The sequence below is a fragment of the Corynebacterium gerontici genome (genome assembly GCF_003813985.1).
Lineage (GTDB): Bacteria > Actinomycetota > Actinomycetes > Mycobacteriales > Mycobacteriaceae > Corynebacterium > Corynebacterium gerontici.
In genome coordinates, this window is sequence record NZ_CP033897.1 from 2,214,271 (window position 1) to 2,235,393 (window position 21,123).

17 protein-coding genes are annotated in these 21,123 nt (G+C 58.9%); 10 read left to right on the top strand and 7 right to left on the bottom strand.

What is annotated here, in order from left to right; all coding sequences use genetic code 11:
- The first annotated feature begins 59 nt into the window (after positions 1-59).
- Positions 60-1,382 (top strand): MFS transporter, encoded by a 1,323-nt coding sequence (locus CGERO_RS10435; RefSeq protein ID WP_123935702.1) that lies wholly within the window; start codon positions 60-62, stop codon positions 1,380-1,382.
- A 24-nt stretch (positions 1,383-1,406) separates the two neighbouring features.
- Here the strand turns inward: CGERO_RS10435 and leuS are convergent, their stop codons facing one another.
- The 5 genes from leuS to CGERO_RS10455 all read right to left on the bottom strand — a co-directional run bounded on the left by leuS (position 1,407) and on the right by CGERO_RS10455 (position 9,729).
- Positions 1,407-4,256, bottom strand: coding sequence for a leucine--tRNA ligase (gene leuS, locus CGERO_RS10440; RefSeq protein WP_123935704.1), 2,850 nt, complete (start codon positions 4,254-4,256; stop codon positions 1,407-1,409).
- 90 nt (positions 4,257-4,346) lie between these two features.
- On the bottom strand, positions 4,347-4,472 hold the full coding sequence (locus CGERO_RS10835; protein WP_281271031.1) for a hypothetical protein: 126 nt from the start codon (positions 4,470-4,472) through the stop codon (positions 4,347-4,349).
- Positions 4,465-7,779, bottom strand: coding sequence for an AAA family ATPase (locus CGERO_RS10445; RefSeq protein WP_123935706.1), 3,315 nt, complete (start codon positions 7,777-7,779; stop codon positions 4,465-4,467). Before CGERO_RS10445 ends, CGERO_RS10835 begins: the two co-directional genes overlap by 8 nt.
- Positions 7,780-7,946: 167 nt before the next feature.
- Complete coding sequence (locus CGERO_RS10450) at positions 7,947-8,654, bottom strand: ABC transporter ATP-binding protein (protein WP_123935708.1); 708 nt, start codon at positions 8,652-8,654, stop codon at positions 7,947-7,949.
- Positions 8,655-8,670: 16 nt separating this feature from the next.
- Positions 8,671-9,729, bottom strand: a complete 1,059-nt coding sequence (locus CGERO_RS10455; RefSeq protein ID WP_123935710.1) for an ABC transporter permease — start codon at positions 9,727-9,729, stop codon at positions 8,671-8,673.
- 115 nt (positions 9,730-9,844) lie between these two features.
- On the opposite strand from CGERO_RS10455, the gene CGERO_RS10460 reads away from it, so the two are divergent.
- From CGERO_RS10460 to CGERO_RS10490, 7 genes are all read left to right on the top strand, one after another.
- Positions 9,845-11,053, top strand: coding sequence for a sensor histidine kinase (locus tag CGERO_RS10460; protein ID WP_164470308.1), 1,209 nt, complete (start codon positions 9,845-9,847; stop codon positions 11,051-11,053).
- A 10-nt stretch (positions 11,054-11,063) separates the two neighbouring features.
- Positions 11,064-11,672: a response regulator transcription factor gene (locus tag CGERO_RS10465; RefSeq protein WP_123935714.1), complete on the top strand. Its 609-nt coding sequence runs from the start codon at positions 11,064-11,066 to the stop codon at positions 11,670-11,672.
- Between the two features lie 120 nt (positions 11,673-11,792).
- A complete protein-coding gene (locus CGERO_RS10470) occupies positions 11,793-12,851 on the top strand; it encodes an HNH endonuclease signature motif containing protein (RefSeq protein ID WP_164470309.1) in 1,059 nt (352 codons plus the stop codon).
- Between the two features lie 38 nt (positions 12,852-12,889).
- Positions 12,890-13,882 carry a dihydroxyacetone kinase subunit DhaK gene (gene dhaK / locus CGERO_RS10475; protein WP_123935718.1) on the top strand — a complete coding sequence of 331 codons (993 nt, stop codon included), beginning with the start codon at positions 12,890-12,892 and terminating at the stop codon, positions 13,880-13,882.
- Positions 13,883-14,509: a dihydroxyacetone kinase subunit DhaL gene (gene dhaL / locus CGERO_RS10480; RefSeq protein WP_123935720.1), complete on the top strand. Its 627-nt coding sequence runs from the start codon at positions 13,883-13,885 to the stop codon at positions 14,507-14,509.
- Positions 14,506-15,138 (top strand): dihydroxyacetone kinase phosphoryl donor subunit DhaM, encoded by a 633-nt coding sequence (gene dhaM, locus CGERO_RS10485; RefSeq protein ID WP_123935722.1) that lies wholly within the window; start codon positions 14,506-14,508, stop codon positions 15,136-15,138. The genes dhaL and dhaM overlap by 4 nt, the downstream gene beginning before the upstream one ends.
- 70 nt (positions 15,139-15,208) lie before the next feature.
- Positions 15,209-16,648, top strand: coding sequence for a lipase family protein (locus tag CGERO_RS10490; RefSeq protein ID WP_123935724.1), 1,440 nt, complete (start codon positions 15,209-15,211; stop codon positions 16,646-16,648).
- Positions 16,649-16,666: 18 nt separating this feature from the next.
- On the opposite strand, the gene CGERO_RS10495 is transcribed toward CGERO_RS10490, so the two are convergent.
- Positions 16,667-18,157 (bottom strand): DUF1846 domain-containing protein, encoded by a 1,491-nt coding sequence (locus CGERO_RS10495; RefSeq protein ID WP_123935726.1) that lies wholly within the window; start codon positions 18,155-18,157, stop codon positions 16,667-16,669.
- A gap of 37 nt (positions 18,158-18,194) precedes the next feature.
- Between CGERO_RS10495 and panB the strand changes: the two genes are divergently transcribed.
- Both panB and panC read left to right on the top strand, forming a co-directional pair.
- On the top strand, positions 18,195-19,031 hold the full coding sequence (gene panB / locus CGERO_RS10500) for a 3-methyl-2-oxobutanoate hydroxymethyltransferase (protein WP_123935727.1): 837 nt from the start codon (positions 18,195-18,197) through the stop codon (positions 19,029-19,031).
- On the top strand, positions 19,031-19,834 hold the full coding sequence (gene panC / locus CGERO_RS10505; protein WP_123935729.1) for a pantoate--beta-alanine ligase: 804 nt from the start codon (positions 19,031-19,033) through the stop codon (positions 19,832-19,834). The genes panB and panC overlap by 1 nt, the downstream gene beginning before the upstream one ends.
- Here the strand turns inward: panC and CGERO_RS10510 are convergent.
- Complete coding sequence (locus tag CGERO_RS10510) at positions 19,831-21,072, bottom strand: dicarboxylate/amino acid:cation symporter (protein WP_123935731.1); 1,242 nt, start codon at positions 21,070-21,072, stop codon at positions 19,831-19,833. The two genes, panC and CGERO_RS10510, sit on opposite strands and share 4 nt — an antisense overlap.
- Between the last annotated feature and the right edge of the window lie 51 nt (positions 21,073-21,123).

The window sequence follows — 21,123 nt, forward strand, 5'->3', positions numbered from 1 at the left end:
TGTGGCGAAGCCGCACAACCCGGCGGCAAAGAACAACGAGACCACAAGGACAACACCACATGTCTGAAGCGCCTGCGTTGGCAAGCACACATTCGCCTGCCCGTCCAAGAATTTTTGCTGCCACCTTTGTTTCTGAAATCGCCGTCGGCGCACACGTCGGCGGAGTCGGCGCACTGATCGCGCTGCTTGCCCAAGATTTCCAGTTGCCCATCAGCCACTTCGCCATCCTGGGGTCGTTCCTGGGCGTTGGCATGGTGCTGTTCAGTTTGTTGTCAAAGTGGCTTATGGAGGCCACCGCTGGCATGGTACTGAAGGCATCATCGACCATGGTGATCCTCGGCGCCCTCGGATTGGCCTTCGCGCCACAGGCGAACCTCGCTATTATTTCTGGGCTCAGTGTTGCGTTGGGCACCTCGCTGGTGATTTTGATTGTCCCCTCGGTGCTCGCCGGCCCGAATCGCGCCCGCGACATTGCGCTTGCCAATGGCGCATCTTCGGCGGCTTCCATTCTTTCGCCCCTGATGTACGGCCTGTTCGCCTCGGTGCCGTTTCTGCACGGCCGCTGGGCAGCGCTCATGCTCGCCATCCCGGCGATCTACGTTATGGTGACCATCCGCAACGTGGACTTCGTACACACACCATCCGCCTTCGCGGAGCGTCGCGCGGGGAGGAAGGGGAAGCGCCGCCGCGACCTCGCCGACGCCTTTGGCAAGGTTCGTTCCGTGAAGGCTTTTGGTGGCCCAAAGAACGTCGCTGATGACGAGCTCGCCCGCGCCGCCGTCGCGTCCAGCGCCAATAGTGTGCACGTTTCTTCCTTCAAGGACGATCACCGCCTGCCAAAGCCGAACAAGCAGGAGCGTCGGCAGGTCAAAATTGGCCTGCTTCGCGTGGCGCTGAGCCTGGTCGCGGAGTTCGCCCTCTACACCTGGGGCGTTGCGCGGCTTATCGACATTGGAGTGCCCAACGCCACCGCCGCCACCCTGGGCGCAGTGTTCCCCCTGGGCATGGCAGCGGGGCGCCTTTCCGCTGGTGTGCTGATCCGCTGGCGATTCATTTTCCACGCCAGCATCCTGGGCGCGATGCTCGGAACCATCATCATCGGCACGGGGCAAACACTGCCGGTGCTGGTGGCGGGTCTGCTGATCGCAGGCGCCGGCAACGCGCTGCTGTACCCAATCACGGTGGATGATCTGGTTGCGCTGCCTTCACTTTCCCCGAACCGCGCCGCCGCTTTGTCCGCGTTGGCCGGGGGTGTGGTGGTCTTTGCCATGCCCCTGATTTTGGCCTGGCTGCAGCATTACTTGAGCCTCGGGCAGTCGCTCCTGCTGCTCTTCCCGGTGACGCTGGTGCTGTTCCTGCTGCCGAATGGGCGCCGGCTTTAAGCTTTTCGACGCCCACCGTCCGCATTACTTCACCACAAGATTGACCATGCGGCCAGGCACCACGATGGTCTTGAATACTTCCTTGCCCTCGGTGTGAGCGGCAACGGCCTCGTTAGCCAGGGCGATCTCGATGATCTGCTCTTGGCTAGCATCGGCGGGCACCATGATGCGCGAGCGCACCTTGCCGTTGATCTGCACGGGCATCTCAACTTCATCGTCTTTGAGCCACTGCTCATCAAAATCGGGGAAGGGTGCAAAGGCAACGCTGCCGCTATTTCCAAGACGGTGCCAGAGTTCCTCGGCAATGTGCGGGGCCACGGCGGCGATCATAATCACCAGCGGCTCCACGGCTTCGCGAGGTGCGCCGTTCGGGTAGGTCTTGGTCAGGTAGTTCACGTACTCAATGCACTTCGCTACCACGGTGTTGATGCGCAATTCGGTGTAATCCTCGCGCACACCGGCGATGGTGCGGTGAAGCTGCTTGAGGTCTTCTTGGGTGAGTTCTGAATCGCTGAGCACCAGTTCGCCACTGTTTTCGGAAACCACGAGGCGCCAGAGGCGCTGCAGGAAGCGGTGCGCACCAATCACGTCCTTCGTGGCCCAGGGACGGGAAGTATCCAGTGGGCCCATGGCCATTTCGTAGACACGCAATGTATCTGCACCGTAGTCGCGGCAGATTTCATCGGGGGAGACGCTGTTTTTCAGCGACTTACCCATCTTGCCGTATTCCTGGAATACTTCTTCGCCCTGGTAGAAGAATTTGCCCTCGCGCTGTTCTACCTCTGCAGCCGGGACGTACACGCCGCGGGCATCCGTGTAGGCGTAGGCCTGGATATAGCCCTGGTTGAAGAGCTTGCGGTAGGGCTCGCTGGAACTTACAAAGCCGAGGTCGAAGAGCACCTTGTGCCAGAAGCGCGAGTAGAGCAGGTGCAGCACGGCGTGCTCCACGCCGCCGACATAAAGGTCCACGCCGCCGGGATCATTTTCGCCACGCGGACCAGTCCAGTAGCGCTCATTTTCAATATCACAGAAGGCCTGGGTGTTATTGGGATCGATATAGCGCAGTTGGTACCAAGAGGAACCGGCCCACTGCGGCATCACGTTGGTATCGCGAGTGTAGGTTTTGAGGCCATCGCCAAGATCCAGCTCAACCGTGACCCAATCGCTTGCCTTTGCCAACGGTGGCTGCGGCTCGGAGTCGGCATCGTCGGGCTCAAAGCTCACCGGCTTATAATCTTCTACCTCCGGCAATTCCACGGGCAGCATGGACTCGGGTAGCGCATGGGCATGGCCGTGCTCGTCGTAGACCACGGGGAAGGGTTCGCCCCAGTAGCGCTGGCGGGCAAAGAGCCAATCGCGCAGCTTGTACTGGATTTTCTCCTCGCCGGCGCCGCGCTGCTCTAGCCATTGATTCACAGCCTTCTTGGCTTCTGCCTTGTTCAGGCCGTTGATATCCAGGCCTTCGTCATTGGCGGAGTTGATCATTTCGCCTTCGCCGGTGAAGGCTTCTTTGGCCACTTCGCCTCCAGCTACTACTTCGAGCAGGGGGAGGTCGAATTCGAGGGCAAATTCGTGGTCGCGCTCGTCATGGGCGGGCACGGCCATGACAGCGCCGGTGCCATAGCCAGCCAAGACGTAGTCGCCAATGAACACGGGCAGTTGTTCACCATTGACTGGGTTGGTGGCGTACACGCCTAAGAACACACCAGTCTTTTTCTTGTTTTCCTGGCGCTCCACATCGGACTTCGCGGCAATGGCTTTGCGGTAGGCGGCCACGGCGGCAGCGGGGGAGTCCTCACCATAGGTCCACTTCGCTGGCGCCTCCTGGTAGGCGTCGGGTGCCTGGGCCAGGAGGGCGTCGACAAGCTCATGCTCGGGTGCAAGCACGAGGTAGGAGGCTCCGAAGAGGGTATCCGGGCGGGTGGTGAATACGGTGATGCGGTGTCCGGCAGCGTCAAAGTGAACCTCGGCGCCGCGGGAACGGCCGATCCAGTTGCGCTGCATGCTCTTGACCTTCTCGGGCCAATCGAGGGTGTCGAGGTCATCGATCAGGCGATCCGAGTAGGCGGTGATGCGCATCATCCACTGCGAAAGCTTCTTGCGGAACACCGGGAAATTGCCGCGCTCCGAGCGGCCATCGGCGGTGACCTCCTCGTTGGCCAGCACCGTGCCCAGGCCAGGGCACCAGTTCACCATGGATTCACTGCGGTAGACCAGGCGGAAGGAGTCGATCACATCGCGGCGCGCGACCTCATCTAATTGTGCAAAAGGTACTTCGCCGGGGGTTTCGACCTCACCGGATTCCAGCAAGGGAAACAGCTCATCGATGGGGCGAGCCTTCTGCTGCTTGGTATCGAACCAAGAATTAAAGATCTGCAGGAAAATCCACTGCGTCCACTTATAAAACTCAGGATCCGTGGTGGCAACGCTACGGCGGCGATCATGCCCCAGACCCAGCGCATCGAGCTGACGGCGCATGTTCTCAATATTTGCCATCGTGGTGGCACGCGGGTGGGTGCCCGTTTGAATCGCGTACTGCTCGGCGGGCAGGCCGAAGGCATCATAGCCCAGCGTGTGCAGCACATTCTTGCCCAGTTGGCGGTTAAAACGCGCAAAGACGTCCGTGGCAATGTAGCCCAGCGGGTGCCCCACGTGCAGGCCCGCGCCGGAAGGGTAGGGGAACATGTCCTGGACGAAGAGCTTTTCCTTCTCCAACTCCGCAGGGTCTGCCGGGGCCAGATCGCCCACCGGATTCGGCGCGTTGAAGGTACCTTCGGCCACCCAACGCTGCTGCCAGGTGCGCTCCAGCGAATTCGCGAGCTCGGCATTGTAGCGGTAGGCGGGTCCTTGGGAGTTCTCAGAAGGTGTAGTCATAGGCAAATATCTTAGCTTTTCGACGCCCCACGCCGCGCGCTTACCCACGCACATCAAGGGGAGTGGCGTGTGTGCAATGTGGGGCGCCTGTTACTGCTTGCGATGCTCCGGTGGTGTCGGAGGATAGCCCGCCGTCACGTTCGGGGCTTCCACAATCAGAGGCGCGTGGCCGGAGGCGAGGCGGGTGAGCGCCGCGTTGATCAAAATCCTATTCACCACGGCTCTTCAGATATTTGAACAACGTCTCGACTGCGAATGCCGTTGAGACACATGCGCCAAAGAAGCCTGCCATCCAGAGCGCCGCACCGACAGGAATGAGTCCCACCAACGCAACAAGAAGTCCCACCACAAATAACCCGACCGTAATCTTCGCAGAAAGTTTTAGGCGTCGCTTTGCAGCTAAGAATTTTTGGTGCTTCGAGTCATTTCGTTGCAGTCCCTGCGCCATAGAAATCTGCTTGGAGTAGGGCCCAGTTGGGAACTGTTGCGCGCTTACAGGCGCCACTTCAAAGTCAGTAGGCTTTGGAATATTGAGCGCGGGAAGATCTAATGGCGGTTCAGGGGTCGCAGCAGTTTCCTCAACCTTCAATGAATTCTGGTCGCTGCCCGTCGCGTGCACATTGAAATGTCTGGGCTCTTGGTCCATTGCCTTTTCAAACTTGGGGGTGACTGCGGTTCTCTGCAGTTCAACCTCGCTGGAAGTTTCAAAGGTTTTAGGCGACGGCTCATGTGGATCTGACAGCGCCACCTCACTTTTCGCCTCGCTGAGGGTAGTTTCTGTCGCTGCTTGCTGCTCAAGGCGTTGTTCCACCCACCAGGTAAAATCGGTGTTTGATACACGGGGCTTGCCATAGCGGAGGGCAAGCCCATTTTTTCCTTGGGTAGTTTCAAAATCATCGGTGACCAGGACGTCACAACGAGTCTTCGATACTGCCTGCTTGTAGACCAGTCCTAGGGAGCCACAAAGCTCTTCTAACGCCCCACCTTGGGGGTACAGAGTGCCATGTATATACGTATAGCCCCTGAACGCAACTCGCGCCCCGGTGACAAAAATGCGGTCAAGCTCATCACGAGGCACTGCAGGCGATTCTGCTGAAGCCGAGATTACAGAAGGCGCAGGCTTTGCGGGATCAGCTTTCGCAGCCTTCTTTAGCTCTCCTGGCTTCTGAGAAATTTGTGCTTCCTTCCGCGCAGGGAGCTGGAATCCATTGATATACCACTGTTCAAATTCCTCAACTGAGATAATCGGTTTGCCATACTCCCTGGCTCGCTTCGCCTTGTTGCTCATCGAGGCAACGTCTCCGGCTATGAGCACGTCACATTTCGTCTTTGATACCCCGGTGCGATATTCGAGATTGCGCTCAGCCAGGAGCGCTCGAAGCTGATCCTCGCTCAGACCCTTTTGTTCTGCAATTTTTCTGGATCCCGTCCAGGCAACTTTAGTGCCAGCGCGAAGCAGATCTGCAATGTCTACATGCTCATCCATAACTTCGGGAAGATCAATCTCATCCGACATGATCTTTGCGGCCCGCTGCTTGATGTCATGCGCGAGTTCCTTCGTCCAGGCTCCCCGGGAAATCGCCCAGGCTGAAAGAAGCTCAGCACACTCAACTACCTCGGCCTTACTCTCTGGCTTCCGCAGTGCCCCAGACATTGCAGCCCATGCAATGTCTGAATCAGTCGCTCTGCTCGGGTCCAGGAACATTTCCGAACTGGACGCCCAGTCTGGAATGAATACAGCTCCTTCTTCGTGCTCATCAGCCTCGGGAACTGCCTCACCACGTTCAAGTTTCAGGGAGCCAACTTGGTAATATCGCACCATTTCGCCACATCGCTGCTCCGGGTTGGTGCCGTGGAGGGTGAGCTCGAAATCTCCGAAATCGTACCCAGTCCCCAAATTGAGTTGCATGCCTTTTTGTTGGTGCCGAATCGCTGCCTCCAACATCTGGAGTCCATCTCCGACGATCAACCCACCTTCTGCTTGACGCCGGAGAAGCGGCCAGAAGTCACCGATTTCAGGAGCTGCGGCCAACCCCATAGGCGGCACTTTCTCCCGCACTCCAAAATCCCCGAGATCACAATTTGGATTGAGCCAAGTTCCAAAATCCGCTACAACCGTTCCGTCATGAATGATAGTGGCGTGAATCCTCGCGACATGCTGAGATACACCAAAATCTACGCCGTCGAACGATAGGAACACCACCCTATTCGTGGTCACTAGCTCGCTCGTTTCCCGGCGCAAAAATCGAACGAGACTGTTATTCGCTCGGATATGTTTTGGTAGAACTTCCTGGTCGAAGCGGAGATGTTCCATGTCTACCGCTCGGGACAATGCAACATAAAACTGACCATCCACCAGCATTCCACCTCGCAGGGTAATGAAACATTTAGGGATAGTCTTGCCTTGTGACTTGTGCACAGTGATTGCCCATGCAGCGATAATCGGAAATTGTCTGACCGTGCCAACCACGTCAGCTGAAATGCGTCCCCCGGATACCTTCGGCTTATTAACTTCCCATACATGCCGCTCGAAGCTCACGGTTTTGCTTGAATCATCCAAAACAACTTCAATTTCATCTGAATTCGCTGAAGAAACAGTGCCAAAGCTGCCATTCACGTATCGTCCAGCAAAGTCATTAATGACAACCATGACTCGCATCCCAACGGCATACCGCAGAACTTCGGAACCATTAAAATCCGTCTTCGCCGCGTCGCCAGTGAACTCGGCTTCCGAAGTAAGAATTGGAGATCCGAGCGCGTCTAGTTTCGCATTATTGATCCGTTCCACTTCACGGCGGTATGAACAAAGAATTGTCCAATCGTTTGCGACGTCAAATTTTGGATCGACCAGATTATTCAAGGATTCCAAGGACTCTGGCGATACGGCACCCTCGCGCACTTCGTTCAATATTTCTACGAAAGCGCTATCACTCTGTCGCCAGATGTGGGTCAAAGTAACTTTTTTCAATTCAAGTGCGCGGTAGCAGTGCGCTCCAAAGAAGTAAGGCGATGACCATTGCTCACTAAACAAGGCCCGCTCTGAATCGGTAACTACCGGGGGAAGTTGCAGCAAATCACCAACTAGCACAAGCTGAACTCCGCCAAAGGGTGCTTTATTTTTCCGGATTTGGCGTAGAGCTTGATCGACCATATCGAACAAATCCGCCCGGACCATGGAGACCTCATCGATAATCAGAACATCCAAGATCTCGAGTAACTTGATTGCTTCAACCGTAGGACGCCACTTCCCTCCAGGCTTAATGTCATCAGGAAAAAGTCCAGGTCGGAACCCGAAGGCCTTGTGAATCGTAAACCCACCGATATTTTGCGCTGCGACTCCGGTAGGTGCAGTCACAAGGACGTTCTTCTGGGATTGCGCGTTTCCTGGTTCCTCAATTTGTTCGACGAACATTCGCAGCAACGTCGACTTGCCAGTTCCCGCTTTGCCGGAAATCAACAAGTTTCTGCCGGCATGTAGCGCTTTAATTGCGGCTTCAAATTCCGGAGTGATCGTTAACGTCATAGCGCCTGACTCTCTGTCTTTGTTGCTGTTGGGCAACTAGTCGCAGCCAGGTGGACACGACTAGTGTCCGCTGCCAATCGGACCAGCCGTCAGGCAGCGGCTAGGGTTCCGTTTAGCATATCTTTTGCGCTTGAGTCCGCGCAGAATTATTGAGCTGGTAGCCGGAGCTACACCCCAACCTCGCTGGCGGGAATTTCCTGCATCTTGCCGTCGCGCATTTCCACAATGCGGTCGGCAATATCCAGTTGGCTGCGGTTGTGGGTGATCATCATGGTGGCGAATTGGAATTCGTCGGTCAGCTCGCGGATGAGCTGCACAATTTCCTGTGAGAGCTTCGCGTCAAGGGCGGACGTGGGTTCGTCGGCAAGCAAGAGCTGAGGCTTGCTCATCAGGGCGCGGGCGATGTTCACGCGCTGGCGTTGGCCACCGGATAGCTGCTCCGGGCGGCGATCACCCATGCCCTCCAATCCAACGCGCTGCAGTAATTCCTCGGCGCGATCGCGCTGGGCACGCAGCGCCTTGCCACGCACCCCGCGCAGGTGCTCGGTAATGAGCAACTGTTCGCGCGCGGTGAGTGCGCCTAAAAGATTGGGGGACTGGAACACAAAACCGATGTGCTCGCGGCGGATCTCGGTGCGCTCGGCCACGCTGGCCTTTTCTGCGTGTTCGCCGCAGATGATCACCTCGCCGGAGGTCGGCACCTGCAGCGCACCGGCCACGGACAGCATGGTGGACTTGCCGGAGCCGGACTCGCCCACAACTCCCAGCACCTGCCCGGCGCGTAGGTCCAGGGTGGCGTGGTCTAGCGCTGTGATGGTGGATTCGCCGTCGGGGTAGACCACGGTGGCGTCGATAAGCGAAACAACGTTGTTCATCTCTTCTACCTTCTTCCTAAGCCGCGGCGAGTGCGCGTTGGGGATCAACCTTGGTTACCTTGCGCACCGCCAAAGCGGAGCCCACCAAACCAAGAAGCCAAATGATTACTGCGGGGGCGAGCACCGTAAACGCGGAGAGTTCGAAGGGCACCGCACCCTGGGCCAGGGCACCGAGGCCTGCACCAAGCAGCGCGCCGATAAGCGCACCAATGCCCAGCACGATCGCCGCTTGGGTAAGCGCGTCGATAAAGAGGTAGCGCTTCGATGCACCGAGGGCCGCCAGCACGGAAATTTCGCGGGTGCGCTGCAGCGTCCACACGGTCAAAAACGACACGGTGACCAGCGCGGAAATGCCGTAGAGGAAGCCCTGCATGCTCACCAAAGAACCATGCTCAGAGGCGTAACCGGGGAGCGCATCGAAGGCCTTGCGCAGGTTGGTGCTCACGGTGCCGGGAATATCGCCGTCCAGGCTACCGCTCACGAGCACTGCGGTGCCGACGGTGCCCGGCTTGGCGTGGCTGACGTCCTGCCAGGTGGCGGTATCAGCCCACACGACGGGGCTGTGGGAGTAGAAGGAGTCCTCCGCAATCTCTTTTACCTGCACGTTTTGCCCGCCAAGAGTAATGCTGCTGCCAACGCTCACCCCGGTTTCCTCGGCGGCGGTCTTCGAAACCACTACGCCATCACCGACGGTGCCGCGGCCTTCGGGCAACTGCGTTCCTTCGGGCATGCCCAGCACCGCTACCGGCTGCGCACCGGTGGGGCCTTCCATGCGAGTCTGTGTAGTGCCAAGCGGTGTGGCTTCTTCTACACCAGATTCGCCCTTCACCTGGGCAAGCACGCCCTCAGAAATGGACGATGAGCTAAAAGAGGCCTCGGGCTTTTCCTTATCACTCGGTGCCGCGAACACCACCTTGTCGGGGTGTAGCGACTCCAAAGCGGCAGTGTTCTGCTTGCCTAAGCCCTCGGTGAGGCCGGTGAGCATCACCACCAGCAGCGTCATCAGAGCGATCACCGAGCCGATGAGCGTAAAGCGCCCTTTGGCGTGGCGAATTTCTCGAATGGACAGGAACATGGAACTCCTTTTTGTAGCAACGTGCTTTCCATCCTGCTCATCGCGGCGCCCGGGCGCGTCGGGAAGGTGGGCGAAGTTCCAATCAACCACCTGGTTGATCCCGCCTAGACTTGGCATGGTGAATACCCCCGCCTCCGCCGCCAATTTGCTCACACTGCTGCGCGTTGCATTGCACGTAATGTTTGCCACGCTGCTCCTCTTTGCCATGATCAGTGCAATCGCCCGCGGCAATCACGTCTCCCATACCGTGTGTGTGCTCGGCACCTCGGGGCTGCTCGGGGCGCTGTATCTTTCCGGCACGGTGGTGGAAAATCGGGCAAACAAAGGGGCGATCGCTTGGGGCTTCGGACCGTGGGTGCCCGTGTGGCTTCTCAGCGTTGTCGGTGTTTGGGCGCTTGCAGTGCTGCTGAGCCCGGAGTTTATTTGGCTCATGTTTCCCCTCGTTTTCATTGTGTTGCATTGCTTCCCCGGATGGCGCGGCATTGCGGCGGTGGGGGTGCTGTGGCTGATCGCCGCTTTTCTTCCACTGATCCACAATCCCCAACTTGGTTTCGGGCAGTGGTTTGGCCCGCTCATTGGGGCGTGTTTCGCCGTCGTGATTCACCATGTGTATTCAGTGCTTAGCGCAGTCGCCGCGCGCAATGAGGCGATTGCGAAGCAACTGCTGGCCGCCCAGGAGGAACTCTCGCTGCGCCAACGGGAGGCCGGGCGAATGGAGGAACGCGAACGCCTGTCTCGCGAAATTCACGACACGGTCGCTCAAGGGTTAAGTTCCATCGTCTTGGTATCGCGTGCTGCACAGCATCAGGCCAGCGGCGACACAGCCACCCAGCTCAAGCTCATCCACGATCAGGCTCAGGAAAGCCTGGCCGAGGCGCGACGTTTTGTTCGTGATCTTGCGAGCCCCAGCAATGACGTGCCCCTCAACGTCGCCTTGGAGCAACTCGCGCAGCGTCACATGCAAACCCAGCGTGCCCTGCAACGCACCATTGACATTCGAGTGGTGACGGTTGGAGGCACCAACACAAGCGTCCCGGAACCGATTGCCCGCACGGCACTGCGCGTGGCGCAAGAGGGGGTGCAGAACGTGATCAAGCACTCCGATGCCACCAAGGCAGTGCTCACTCTTGGGCTATGGGATCATGAGCTGAGCTTAGACATCGTCGATAACGGCCACAGCAGCACTGCATCTGCGCCGGGGGAGGGGTTTGGTCTAGAGGGCATGCGGCAGCGCGTGGAGCTGGTAGCCGGCGAGCTCAATTTTGAGGCAACCGCCCAGGGCAGCACGCTGGCATGTCGGCTGCCTTTAACAAGCAAGCACTAAACTGACACCCATGATCCGCGTCATGCTTATCGACGACCACCCCGTGGTTCGCGCCGGTCTGCGCGCAATCCTGGACAGTTTTCCCGACATCACCGTCACCGCAGAGGCCAGTAATGGTGCAGGCGTGACGCCTGAGACCACCAAAGACATTGACGTGGTGGTGACTGATATTCAGATGCCCGAAGTGGATGGCATTACGCTCACTCGTTCGCTGGTGCAGGCGGGCGGACCTCCGGTATTGATCTTGACAACGTATGACACGCAGGCGGATATCGTTGCCGCCGTGGAGGCCGGTGCCATGGGATATTTGCTCAAGGATGCTCCCGAGACGGCGTTGCATGATGCGGTCGTGGCGACGTCAAAACGCCAAAGAACACTGGCACCAGAGGTTGCAAATGCCCTAATGCAACGGGTTGCAAAGCCGCAGCAGGCGCTTTCTGCTCGGGAAATTGAAATTCTGCGGGAGCTTGCTAGCGGTGCCACCAATAAGGAATTGGCTGCGCAACTGTTCATTTCTCAGGCGACCGTGAAGACTCACCTGGTGCATATTTATTCCAAGTTGGGCGTGAGTAACCGCACTGAAGCCATCACGAAGGCGCGGGAACAACGCCTCATTTAACACTGCGCGCAATATTGTTTCTCTGAAATTTTTTTACAAGAAAGTTGGCGTGAGGGGTTGCGGGGTTCGTTCATGTGTTCTATCATCGGGTTAGAACACATGATCCATCGGGGAGGGGAAATGCTCGCTTACTACCGTCGCTGCGATATGCGCGATCCAGCGTGCCGTCGCCAACGCAAACTGCTGAAAGACGAGTTCAATTTCTGGGCGGAATACGTGCCCTCTGAGCCCGGCTATGCGTTTGAATGCGCGGCGCTGGACCTCGCCTTCAGCCTCCAACATTCCAAGGATTACGTACTGTCAAGGCTGTGGGCAATCTACATTCTGCGTCAGTTGCCCCAGCTCAGCGCATTGCAGGCATCGCTGTGGCACCTAGACTTTCCACGGCTCATGGCAATCGGCCACGCCTTGTCAGCGGTGCCGGAAACTGAGATGCCCCGCTTTGATGATCTGCTGGCCAGGTTCCTTCATCCCAAAAAGCAAGACGAATCAGTACCATCAGCGCGGCAAATTCGGCGGCTCCTACGCCAGCAATTTGATCCCGAGCCTGAACCACCGCAGCCCCTGGAATCGCTCTACAGTTACCCGGTGGCACCGGGATGGGCATGCCTGGAGATGGTCAGCAGCGAGGGCGCGATTGAAACCATCCGGGAGGCCATCAACACACTGGCTCAGCAGCAGGATTGCACGAAAGCCCAAGCGCTGCTGAAAATGGCATTGGGGGAGACGCCGAAGATCACCATCAACGTGTACCGGAATGAACGCAGTACAGAAATCACCACAGCCGGGGGAGAGCGCTTCAATAGCCAAGACCTTGAAGTCCTCGCTGATCGAGCACATGAACGGCAACTAGCAACAGACGTTGAAGCCCGAGGATACCGTTTCCCGCCCTCGATGCGTGCGGCCATTATCGCCCGCGACGCGCACTGCCGCTTCCCGGACTGCGAAATATCCGCGCAATGGTGCGATATTGACCACGTCATTCCCTATGCCCTAGGCGGGCCGACGAGCATGAGCAATGCCCAACTGCTGTGCAGGCACCATCACAACCTCAAAACCGAGCGAAAAGTCTTCTGCCGTTCAGATGGCGAAGGGAATATCACCTGGTGGACCTCCAGTGGAAAACGCATCACCACCACACCGGCTGGTGTTTTGAGCGACGCCACCGAACCGCCTTAAGCGTATTCTCGGACATAGTCGAAGCGAAAGGTGTGGTTATGAAAAAGCTCATCAATAGCCCGAAAGACGTGGTGCGCGAAAGTGTGGAGGGCTTCGTTGCCGCCCACACCCAAGTTGAAGCGCAATACGACCCAATCGTGGTCCACCGCAGTGAGCCAAAGGCCCACGGCAAGGTCGGCCTGGTATCCGGCGGCGGCTCCGGGCACGAACCTCTGCATGCTGGCTATGTGGGCTCTGGCATGCTCGACGCCGCTGTGCCCGGCCCAGTATTCACTTCACCAACCCCAGATCCAATCCTTGCGGCAGCAAAACTTGCCGATCACGGTGCCGGGGTGGTGTTCATTGTGAAGAACTACACCGGCGACGTGCTCAACTTCGATACCGCAGCGGAACTCGCCGAGTTCGAAGACATCGAAGTGCGCCAAGTCATCGTCAACGACGACGTTGCCGTGGAAGATTCCCTCTACACCGCAGGTCGGCGCGGTGTTGCGGGCACCGTGCTGGTGGAAAAACTTGCCGGAGCGGCAGCGGAGCGCGGCGATTCCCTCGATCAAGTAGTCGAGGTAGCCGAAAAAGCGGTAGCCAACGTGCGCTCCATGGGTGTTGCTTTGAGCGCTTGCACAGTCCCCCACGTTGGCAAGCCATCCTTTGACCTCGAAGATGATGAGGTAGAAATCGGCATCGGTATCCACGGCGAACCGGGCCGCAAACGCATCCCAATGAGCAGCGCCGATTCCATCACAGACCAACTGCTCGATCCGATCCTCGCGGACATGAACCTCCAAGCCTCAGACCGCGTCATCGCGCTGGTCAACGGTATGGGCGGCACCCCATCGAGCGAGCTCTACATCGTCTACCGCCGCCTCGCGCAACGCCTGGAAGATCTGAACATCCACATCGCGCGCGGGCTCGTGGGCAATTTCGTCACCAGCCTCGAAATGCAGGGCGCCTCACTGACCCTCATGAAAGTGGACGACGCCATGCTCGAGCTTTTCGACGCCCCCTACGACACCCCAATGAAAGGACTCTAAATGACTTTGGGAACCCAATGGGCTCTGGATTGGATCCACGCCTGCGCGGAGGCTGCGTCCGCGAACCGGGAACTGCTCATCGATCTCGACCGTGCCATCGGCGATGCAGACCACGGTGAAAACCTCGACCGTGGTTTCCAGGCGGTGGTGGAAAAGCTCGATCAGCAGCAACCGAACACCCCTGGCGAAGTGCTCAAAACCACAGCGCAGGTGCTTATTTCCACCGTGGGGGGAGCTTCGGGGCCACTGCTGGGCACAGCATTTCTCCGCGCTTCCAAGGTAGCCGGCGATGGCGAGATCGATAGTGACGGTGTAGTGGCGCTGCTGCAAGCTGCGCTCGACGGAATTCAGCAACGCGGCAAAGCCCAAGAAGGAGAAAAGACGATGGTGGATGCCTGGGCACCAGCAGTCCACGCGGCATCAATCGCCTCTGGCTCACCAGCCGAACTCTTGGCCATTGCCGCAGGGGCAGCCGAAGCAGGCGCGGACGCCACCACCGACATGGTGGCGAGCAAGGGGCGCGCCTCATATTTAGGCGAACGCTCAAAGGGGCACAAGGATCCCGGCGCTACCTCCTCCGCTTTGCTGATTGAAGCTGCAGCCCGGACGGCTCAGGAGGCGCAATGAGCGTAGGCATAGTGCTCGTCTCTCACTCTAAACGTTTGGCGGAAGGTCTGCGTGAACTTGCACAGCAGATGGCTCCGGACGTCACCATCATCGCCGCCGGTGGCATCGACGGCGGGATCGGGACTTCCTACGACCGCATTGAACAGGCAGTGGATCCATTGCTGGCGGAGGGTCGAGAGGTTCTGCTGCTGAGCGATCTCGGTTCGGCAACCATGACCGTCGAGATGATCGTGGACTTCCACGAAGGCGAAGCGATTCGCTTTGTCAACGCACCCTTCGTCGAAGGCGCCGTTGCCGCGGCGGTAGCAGCGCAGCAAGGCGAAGATCTCAACGCCACTGCTCAGGCCGCCTTGGAGGCGCTCAACAGTTTCACCGTGGAATCAGCTTCGGGTGGCGCTGCGTATTCCAGGCAGGCTGTGGTCGCGGACGCTGCCGGTTTACATGCACGCCCTGCGGCGCGGATCGCGGAGTTGGTTGGCGATTCTCAGGTGTGCATCAACGGCGTTGATGCCTCCAGCGCGCTGATGGTGATGGGGCTCGGCATTGGCGCTGGTGAAACAGTAGAGGTGAGCGGGGATCGCGAGGCGGTGGATCACCTCGCCGACGCTATTGAACATGGACTGGATTAGCGCGCCTCGTGTAGTTTCACATCCCAAGCAGTTATTCTGAAGAAACATTCCTCAAGTCTTGGAGATGCCCATGAAACTTCGCGCCCTCGCTATCGGCCTTGCCGCCGGAACTGCCTTCACCGTCCTACCCATCGCCAACGCTCAGCCAGCCGATTCCATCAGCGATCAACGGATCCCGCTGGGGGAGGGGGCGCTGCTGGGCACTGTGCCCGGTTCGCCCCTCGGCGGCTCATCTTTCGAGCGGGACGCGAACTTCGGCCAGCGTTTCTACGATTTCAATGGTGACCTAGGCGCTTTTCAGCCGGGCGACATCATCCGCTCTCGCACGCTCCAGTACCACGTCCTCGGCGTTCCCACCCCGTTGCGCGTGGTGCAACTGCTGTACAAAACTTCCGACGCCAACGGCGCACCGCAGGCCAACGTCACCTCCATCGCCATTCCAAATAATTTCAATGGCAGCATGGTGAGTTACCACTCTGTGTACGACTCCCTCAATCCCGAGCATTCCCCTTCACGCGCGATCGCTGGCAATGTGTCTTTGGGTACGGCTTCCATGGGAGTTGAAACAGCGTTCTTCGCGAACCTGCTCAATCAGGGGTATGCCATGGCCTTGCCGGATATCGAAGGGCCGGAGGCGCGTTTCGCCGTGGGCCCCGAGTATGGGCGTGTCACGCTCGACGGCCTGCGCGCCGCGATGCGCTCAGGGGAGCTACCGAAGGACGTTCAGATCGCGATGATGGGGTATTCGGGCGGCAGCATCGCAACGAGCTGGGCTGCGGCTCTTGCCCCCGAATTCGCCCCAGACGTCAACGAGCACCTCATCGGCGCCGCTATGGGCGGCGTGCTGGTGGCTCCAGCCAATAACATTGGCTACATCGACGGCTCCCCGGTGTGGGCAGGCATTTCCGCAATGACCATCGTTGGCGTGTCCCGCGCCATCCCCGGCTTCGATCTCACTCCGTACCTAAACGATTATGGCGTGCGTATCCTCGCCAGCGTCAATCGTGCCTCCATCGCCGAAGTTGAGGGGCAATATGGTGGGCTGCGCTGGGTCGATATGGCAAAGCCCCAGTATCAAAAACCCTTCTCCATTCCCGAATTCGTTGCAGTCGTGAACAGCCTGAACATCGGCCTCCAACCAAATCCAAGCATTCCGCTGCAGATTTGGCAGTCCACTGGTGGGCAAAACGAAGGCACGATCCCGGGCGAGGAGGGGCTTGGCGACGGCGTCATGTTGGAAAACGACGTCCGTGGCCTCGCCACGAAGTACTGCGAGTCAGGACTCACGGTTGAGTACATTTCCGATCCCACCATTTCCCACACGCCTGGCATTGCTAAGTGGGCGATGATCGCGAATCCGTGGCTAGAAAATCGCCTCCAGGGCAAACCTGCTCCGAACAATTGCGGGACGTATCCAGCAGGAACTGTGTTTGCCCCGGTTGAAGTGCAGCCAAAGGCCGAGCCGATCGATCCCGGCCCAGCCCAGGGGTCAGCGGCGCTTCGCTTCTAGCGAATGTTTCACGTGAAACTAACGCTTTTGGTAGAGCTTCTTCTGCTGGAACTTCGGGTCTGAGGTCACCAGCACACCCAAATTGCGGAAGATACCCTCATCCACGGAGCCAAGAATGGTCGTGGTGTGGACGTCGCAGCCGCGCAGGTTCTTGATCTGTTCCAGCGCGCGCTCGGCGTCCTCATTCGTTTCCGCAGAGGTGGACAGAGCGATGAGCACCTCGTCGGTGTGCAATCGCGGATTCCGGCTGCCCAGGTGCATCGTTTTCAGCCGCTGGATCGGCTCAATCGAGCCGGGGGAGAGCAGGTGCACATCGTCGAGTCCAGCAAGGTGCTTCAGCGCATTCAGCAGCATCGCAGCGGAACAACCAAGCAGCTCACTTGTGCGACCGGTGATGATGGTGCCGTCGTGAAGCTCGATCGCCGAGCCGGGTTCGCCAGTGCTCTGAGCAACCTCGCGTGCGGGAGCCACAACCCGGCGCTCCGAGGTCTTGATACCCGCCTTCGCCATCACGATCGCGGCGCGATCAGACTGAGTCGAGTCGGTACCGGCCTTCGCCTCATCAACCAGCGCCTTAAAGTAACGGCGAATGATCTCCTGCTCTGCGGCTTCGCGGCAGGCAGCATCGTCGGAAATGCAATTGCCCGCCATATTCACGCCCATATCAGTGGGCGATTGGTAGGGGGAGGAACCAGTCAGACGCTCCAGCAGCGTTTTCAGCAGAGGGAATGCCTCCACGTCGCGGTTGTAATTCACTGTCTGCTCGCCATAGGCCGCAAGGTGGAAGGAATCGATAATGTTGGCGTCGTTCAGATCTACCGTCGCCGCCTCATACGCCAGGTTCACCGGGTGCTCCAGCGGAAGATTCCAGATCGGGAATGTCTCAAACTTGGCATATCCTGAGGCCACACCGCGCTGATGCTCGTGGTAAATCTGCGAAAGGCAGGTGGCGAGCTTGCCGGAACCCGGACCCGGCGCCGTCACCACCACCAAGTCGCGGGTGGTAGCGGCGTACTCATTACGGCCAAAGCCCTGCTCACTGACCACAAAGTCCTGGTCCGTCGGGTAGCCGGGGATCACTCGATGGCGCGCAACGTGAACGCCCAGGCGCTCCAGGCGTTCAATGAAGGCCATGGCGAGGCGGTTATCGTCATCGAGTTGAGTAATCACCACATGCTCCGCCAAGAATCCACGATCGCGGAACACGTCAATTAGGCGAAGAACATCGTCCTCATATGAGATACCCAGATCGGCGCGGATTTTGTGGCGTTCCAGATCTTTGGCGTTAATGCAGACGAGGATCTCTACTTCATCGCGGATGCGGTCGAGCATGGCGATTTTGTTATCCGGTGTGAATCCCGGCAGCACACGGGATGCGTGCATGTCGTCGAAAAGCTTGCCTCCCATCTCGAGGTAGAGCTTGCCGCCAAGTTCCTCGCGGCGGGCCTTGATGTGCTGAGACTGCAGCTCAATGTACTTTTCGCGGTCGAAACCGATTCGGTATGCCATGGACCTTGATCCTATCAAGAGGCTTATACTTTCACCCATGTCAGCTTATGGAAGCTCCGAAACCCCAGCGCCCAAACGATTGCGTACGCGCCACATTCAGGCAATGAAGGCCGAAGGACGTCCGATCAGCGCCCTCACCAGCTATGACGCTCTGAGCGCCAAGATCTTCGCCGAAGCCGGCGTCGACATTCTGCTCGTCGGCGATTCAGCGGCGAATGTGGTGTTAGGCCGCCAATCCACACTTGAGATGTCCGTGGATGAAATGGTGATGCTTGGCCGAGCCGTCGCCGCTGCCGCCCCCAGGCCGCTCGTGGTGGTGGACCTGCCTTTCGGTTCCTATGAAGTATCCACGCAGCAAGGTGTGGGCACCGCCATCGAATTGATGAAACGCACCGGCGCAGACGCGGTGAAGCTCGAGGGTGATAGGCCCGAGCTGATTAGCGCGGTCGTCAACGCGGGCATTCCCGTGATGGCGCACCTCGGCTTCACGCCCCAGTCCGAACACGCCCTCGGTGGCTTTGTGGTGCAAGGCAAGGGCGAGGCCGGCCAAGATTTGCTTCGCTCGGCGCGCTCGGTGCAAGACGCCGGGGCCTTCGCCGTCGTGTTGGAGATGGTGCCCCAGGAAATCGCCCGCGAAATCACCCAAACGCTCGACATCCCAACTATCGGCATCGGCGCGGGCAATGGCACCGATGGGCAGATCCTCGTGTGGACCGACGCCTTCGGACTCGGGCGGGGACGTGCCCCTAGGTTTGTTCGCCGTTTCGCCGACGTAGCCTCCGTGTTGGAGGACGCCGCGCGCAAATACGTGCAAAGCGTGGGCGATCGGAGCTTCCCGGCTGAAGCTGAATCTTTTAGCGATGGGGGCAAATAATGCTGGTGCACACTGTCCAAGAACTTCGCACCGAACTCGCCCGCCTTCGCACTGAACGCGGCGGCAGGGTCGGCCTGGTTCCGACGATGGGCGCCCTGCATCAGGGGCACCGCAGGCTTATCGACGCCGCCGGGGACTGCGATATTCGCGTGGTGAGCATCTTCGCCAACCCCCTGCAATTTGCGGATCTTGGCGATTGCGAGGATTACCGCAACTATCCACGCCAGCTTGAGCAGGATCTCCAACTGCTATCCGACGTTGATCTGGTGTTCGCGCCAAGCGTTGAGGAGATGTATCCGAACGGCGTGCCGGATATTTGGGTCCGCTCCGGCGCGATGGGGGAGATGCTGGAGGGCGCTTCTCGGCCGGGACACTTCGACGGGGTCGTAACCGTGGTGGCGAAGCTTTTGAATCTCGTGCAGCCCGAGCGCGCATACTTCGGGCAAAAGGACGCGCAGCAGCTCGCGATCATTCGACGCATGGTGCACGACCTGAACTTCCCGGTGGAGATCTGCGCGGTTCCAATCGTCCGCAGTGAGGCGGGTCTGGCGGAATCCAGTCGCAATGCGCGTTTAAGCGAAAAAGGCCTGCAGCAGGCGCTCGCCCTGAGTCGGGCTATACGCGCTGTGCAGGCAGATCCGAGAGAAATCCAGGCGGCTCGCGAGGAGTTGGCGGCAGCGCCTGGAGTGACCCTGGATTATTTGAAACTGGTGGGCGACGACCTTTCAGAGCAGTCGCCCACGATGGTTCTGTGCGCCGCGTGGGTCGAGGGGGTTCGGCTTCTCGACGCGGCGAGGATTTAGTCTTCCTCGATGCCTTCGATGGCGGCGGCGAGGCCGAGATCGTCGTCGTCGTCAAGCTCCATGCGGGCGATGTTGCCCTTGGCAAAGCGATCAACCACCATGGCGATCGCACCGTCGCCGGTGACGTTGCAGGCGGTGCCGAAGGAGTCGATGGCGATGTAGGCGGCGATCATCAACGCCACCTGATCGTCACCGAAGCCGAGGTTGGCGGAAAGCAGGCCAACAGCGGCCATGATCGCGCCACCGGGCACGCCGGGGGCTGCCACCATGGTGACGCCCAGCATGAGGATGAAGCCGAGTGCCGTGGTGAGTGGTAGATCCATGCCGTCCATGAACATGATGGCAAAAGCGAAAAGCGTAATTTTCATCATCGAACCGGACAGGTGGATAGTGGCGCACAGCGGTACGGTGAAACCAGCTACCGACTGGCTCACATTATTTTTTCGGGCGCACTCGTAGGTCACGGGGATGGTGGCGGCGGAGGATGAGGTGCCGAGCGCGGTGAAGTAGGCTGGCATCATGTTCTTCAGTGAGGTGAAGGGGTTGCGTCGCGCGATGGTTCCCGCGATGAGGAACTGCAGCAGCAGGAGAACAAAGCTCATCACAATCGCCAGCACGAGCACCTTGGCGAAGGCGGACAGCGTTGCGGTGAGGTTGCCGTTCATGCCCAGCGAGAGGAACATGCCGAAGATATAGATCGGCAGTAGCGGCACGATAAAGCCAGAGATCACCTTCATCACCACGCGGCGCAGGTCGGCCACGCCCGAGTAGAGCGTGTCGGATTTCACCGTGGTCATCGCCACGCCCACCACGAAGGCGAGGATCAGCGCAGTCATCACTTCCATAGGGGCCGGCATCTGGATGTCGATGTAGGAGCTGAGCGCCCCCTCTTCCACGTCCTTGACGGCTACATCGCCCTGATTACTCAGCAGCATCGGGTAGATCAGGGTGGCGACGCCCCAGGAAATCAGGCCCGAAACAACAGCGGAGCCGTAGGCGATGCCGGTGGTGATCGCCAGCCACTTACCTGCGCCACGCCCAAGGCCAGCGATAGCGGGGGTAATGAGGGCAAAAATGAGGACAGGGATGAAGAAGCCGAGGAAGTTACCAAAAAGGCTATTGAAAGTGACGAAGATGCGCGCGAGCCATTCGGGGAAGAAGAAGCTGCACACAATGCCCAGAATGATCGCGACGATGATTCTGAACAGCAGCGAATTGGAAAGTCGCTTGAGGTCCATAGGGGTTCCTTTCATCAGCGGCGAGGGGTGCCGCGTTCGCTATAAAAGTAC